Origin of the sequence: Bradyrhizobium sp. INPA03-11B, assembly GCF_040446015.1 — a bacterium.
GTDB classification, from domain to species: Bacteria; Pseudomonadota; Alphaproteobacteria; order Rhizobiales; family Xanthobacteraceae; genus Bradyrhizobium; species Bradyrhizobium macuxiense_A.
In genome coordinates this window covers 1-3,757 of sequence record NZ_JASGSR010000239.1, presented here as the reverse complement: position 1 = coordinate 3,757, position 3,757 = coordinate 1, and the positions used below count along the sequence as shown (strand labels likewise).

General features: G+C 64.0%; 6 protein-coding genes. 3 read left to right on the top strand and 3 right to left on the bottom strand.

Annotated elements, in window-relative coordinates; genetic code table 11:
• Positions 1–188 (bottom strand): hypothetical protein (locus QMZ05_RS40490; protein WP_353705839.1); only part of this gene is annotated, 188 nt, incomplete at its 3' end.
• Positions 189–374: 186 nt separating this feature from the next.
• Here QMZ05_RS40490 and QMZ05_RS40485 point away from each other — a divergent pair.
• Both QMZ05_RS40485 and QMZ05_RS40480 read left to right on the top strand, forming a co-directional pair.
• Entirely contained in the window at positions 375–1,100 is a 726-nt protein-coding gene (locus tag QMZ05_RS40485) for an N-acyl homoserine lactonase family protein (protein ID WP_353705838.1), read from the top strand.
• Between the two features lie 90 nt (positions 1,101–1,190).
• The gene (locus QMZ05_RS40480; protein WP_050424620.1) at positions 1,191–1,973 is read left to right on the top strand and encodes an SDR family oxidoreductase; all 783 of its coding nucleotides are present in this window, start codon (positions 1,191–1,193) and stop codon (positions 1,971–1,973) included.
• A gap of 105 nt (positions 1,974–2,078) precedes the next feature.
• Here QMZ05_RS40480 and QMZ05_RS40475 read toward each other — a convergent pair whose 3' ends face one another.
• Together QMZ05_RS40475 and QMZ05_RS40470 are read right to left on the bottom strand one after the other, a co-directional pair.
• Positions 2,079–2,357 (bottom strand): GlsB/YeaQ/YmgE family stress response membrane protein, encoded by a 279-nt coding sequence (locus QMZ05_RS40475; RefSeq protein WP_050424584.1) that lies wholly within the window; start codon positions 2,355–2,357, stop codon positions 2,079–2,081.
• A gap of 36 nt (positions 2,358–2,393) precedes the next feature.
• A complete protein-coding gene (locus QMZ05_RS40470) occupies positions 2,394–2,996 on the bottom strand; it encodes a YidB family protein (protein ID WP_353705837.1) in 603 nt (200 codons plus the stop codon).
• A 162-nt stretch (positions 2,997–3,158) separates the two neighbouring features.
• On the opposite strand from QMZ05_RS40470, the gene QMZ05_RS40465 reads away from it, so the two are divergent.
• The coding region (locus tag QMZ05_RS40465) for a 2-dehydropantoate 2-reductase N-terminal domain-containing protein (protein WP_353705836.1) at positions 3,159–3,757 on the top strand (599 nt) is incomplete at its 3' end.

The window sequence follows — 3,757 nt, the reverse complement described above, 5'->3', positions numbered from 1 at the left end:
GGCAGGCCCTGCTTGCGGTGTTGTCTTGCGCTCAATGATGCGGAAAAGCCATAGCCGTGACAAGCGTTGCCCGCAGGGCCACTTGCGCGGATGGCATGAAGCCGGTCGAGGCGCATGAATTCCGCAGAGTGAACTTTCGAGCGCTTCGGTTTGTATGCCACGCACGGCAGCAGATTGGCTGGCGGCATCGCTTCAGTCCGCCAGATGAAACTGGGCATGGTCCGCATGAGGCGGCAGGTTCATGGCGCTCGGGCGCGCCGCGAGACCAGGCAGAGCGAGGGGCATATGAGTTTCCGCCAACCCATGTTTAGCTTGAGGCTGAAATCAGAGGTGCCGTGATGAAGATGCATATGCTGTCGGGTGGACGCCTGCGGATGTCCAAGCGGACTTATCTGCCTGATGCGCCGCGCGGCGAGACGATCGAGCTTCCGGTGTCCTGCGTGCTGCTGCGGCACCCGCAAGGCAATGTGCTGTTCGACACCGGATGCCATCCCGATGTCGCGACCGATCCTGAAGGGCGGCTCGGCACGCTTGCCAGGTTCATGCAGCCAATCATGCCGGCGGACGACCATGTGTTGACGAGCCTGAAGGCAGTAGGCCTTGGCCCCGACGATATCGACGTGGTGGTCTGCTCCCATCTGCATACCGATCATTGCGGCTGCAACGCCTTCTTCAAGAAGGCGACGGTCTTCGTCCACGCGCTCGAGCTCGAGGCCGCCAATGCGTCCAACGCGCTCGATCGCGGATACATCAAGGCGGATTGGGATCATCCGCTGAAGATGGAGATCTTCGACCGCCAGATGGATGTGTTCGGCGATGGCAAGCTGACGCTGATTCCGTTGCCGGGACATTCGAAGGGAACGACCGGCGCGCTGGTCAAGCTGGACCAGAGCGGCGAATTCCTGCTTGCCGCCGACGCGCTGAGCGTGCGCGCCAATCTCGATCAGCGAATTTCACCGCGGAACAGCCTCGATGTCGATCAATTCCTGAAATCGCTCGACGAGATTGCCAGGCTCGAGGCGTCAGGTGTCAGGATCATCTGCGGCCATGATGATGCGCAATGGGCTGGCCTGCAGAAGGGCCCGCACGCCTATTTGTAATGGACCGGCGCGGCTTGCAGATGTATTTCCGCGCGATATGGTATGCCACCGCCGGAGATCATCTGGCTTACAATAACAAGGAAAATGCAGATGTCCAAGGATGGTTTGTGCGCGATCGTGACCGGATCGGCATCGGGCCTCGGCGCCGCTACCGCGCAAATTCTCGCCACGCAGGGCGCGCGCCTCATCATCAACTATTCCAACAGCAAGGCGGAAGCCGAAGCCACCGCGGAAGCCTGCCGCAAGCAGGGCGCCGAGGTGCTGGTGGTGCAAGGTGACGTCTCGCGCGATGAGGATTGCAAGAAGATCGCGGCCGCCGCGCAAGGTTGGGGCCGCCTCGACGTGCTGGTCAACAATGCCGGCACTACCAAGCACGTGCCGCATCACGATCTCGACGGCCTGACCGCGGAAGATTTCCAGCGCATCTACGCGGTCAACACCATCGGCCCGTTCCAGATGGTTCGCGCCGCGCGCGCGCTGCTCGAAGCCGGTGCGAAGGCTTCGGGCCGTCCGTCGGCGGTGGTGAACGTCTCCTCGGTCGCCGGCATTTCCGGCGGCGGATCGTCGGTGGCCTATGCCGCGAGCAAGGGCGCGCTCAACACCATGACGCAGTCGCTGGCGCGCGCGCTGGCGCCGCTGATCCGCGTCAACACCGTATGTCCCGGCTATATCGATACGCCCTGGTTTACCAAGGGCCGTGGCGAGGAGCAGGCGAAGCAGGTGCGCGATACTGTGATCGCGCGCGTGCCGCTGAAGGTCGCGTCCACGGCGGAAGACATCGCCAACCTGGTCTGCTTCCTGGCGAGCCCGGCGTCGAGCAACATGACCGGTGAATTCGTCCGCATGGACGCCGGCATGCATCTCATTCAGTGAGACTGCAGATCAGCCGCGCCGCGACGCGGATGAAAGCAGGTCAGGAAAGACAATGCCCGGGTCAGGCCCGGGCATTGCGCTATCGAAGCGGTCTCGCGCTCGTTTCTACTTGTTTCCCAGATCCGGGATCACGCGCGCCGCGACCAGCCGGTTCCAGATGAACAGCACCACCAGCGCGCCGATCGTGGCGGTGATGAAGCCCGCGCCCTGTTCTGGACCGTAATGGCCGATCGCCTGGCCGATGAAGGTCGCGAGAAAGGCGCCGGCGATGCCGAGCACGGTGGTGAGAATGAAGCCGCTCGGATTATTCGGCCCCGGTGACAGGAACCGCGCGATGATCCCCGCGACAAAGCCGACGATGATGACCCAGATGATGCCGCTCATGACTGTCGTCCTCCTCAGATGGAATCAACGCTGCCGCTAAAGCCTGCCGTGCAACTCGTCGCCGCTGGGCAGCCGTCCGTCCGGCGTCAGATGATTGATCGCGTCGGGCAGATATTGGCTCAAGCCCTGCAGCAATTGGTCGCGCGACATGCCGCTCTGCGATGCCAGCGAGTCGATCTGGTCGGCGCCGAGCGCGTTGGCGAGGTCGCCGGGCGAGATCTGCTTGTTGGGACCATTGCTGACCCAGGAATTGGCCGCGTCGCCATGGCCCTTCTGCTGCAATTGATTGAGCAGATCGCCGAGGCCGCCGCTGAGCACGGTGCCGGCCGCGCCGCCGGCGAGAAGGCCGCCAAGGCCGCCCTTGAGCAGATCACCGAGCCCGCCACCACCAGCGCCGCCGGGCAGACCAGCGGTGACATTGCCGGGGAGTTGTGGTGCCTGCGCCGGGGTCGGCTGAGGAGCGCTTGCGCCCGGCTGGCCGCCGGAGAAATGCTTGACCGCCTTCCAGGCGAGCAGCGCCAGGATGGCCATGGTCATCGGCGACATTCCGCCGCTGCTCGAGCTGTCGGATGGTGTGCTTGGTGCGCTCGGACCGCGGGGGCCGTTCTGCATGCCGTTGAGTACGTCGAGTAAACCCATGATCGTCTCCTGCCGCAACCGTGCCCCGAGCGGGAAACATAGCTGTGGCCCATGACGGTTACAAGGCGGGCCACCCGGCGGCGGCGCATCGAAATAGGCAGGCAACCCCAGGTCTGCTATCGAGGTCTGCTATCGAGCTCTGATGAACGGACGTTTAGCCAGATGAATGCGGACCGGCCGATCGGGATTGCGGGCGCCGGAAGCATCGGTTGCTTCGTCGGCGGCATGCTGGCTGCGTCCGGTCGCAGCGTCGCATTGCTGGCGCGGCCGTGGCTGATCGAGGAGATCGCGGGCAGCGGCTTGCGGGTGAGCAGTTTCGACGGCTCGGAGCGGATGGTGCCGGCCGACCGGCTCATTCTGTCGGATGATCCGTCGATCTTGCGCGACGCCCAGACCGTGCTGGTGACGGTGAAGAGCGCCGATACCGGCGAGATCGCCGAATTGATCGCACGCCACGCACCCACTGACATCGCGGTGATCAGCCTGCAAAATGGCGTCGGCAATGTGCCGCTGCTGCGCGATCGCTTGCCGGGCCGCAAGGTGCTCGGCGGCATGGTGCCGTTCAACGTGGTCGCGCTCGGCGACGGCCGCTTCCATCGTTCGACCTCGGGCGACATCGTGATCGCGCAGGATGATGCCGGCACCGCGGCACGGCTTTCGGTGCCCGGTCTTGCGATCAAGGCTACCGCCAATATCGACGGGGTGCAGTGGGGCAAGCTGATCGTCAATCTCAACAACGCGCTCAATGCGCTGTCCAACAT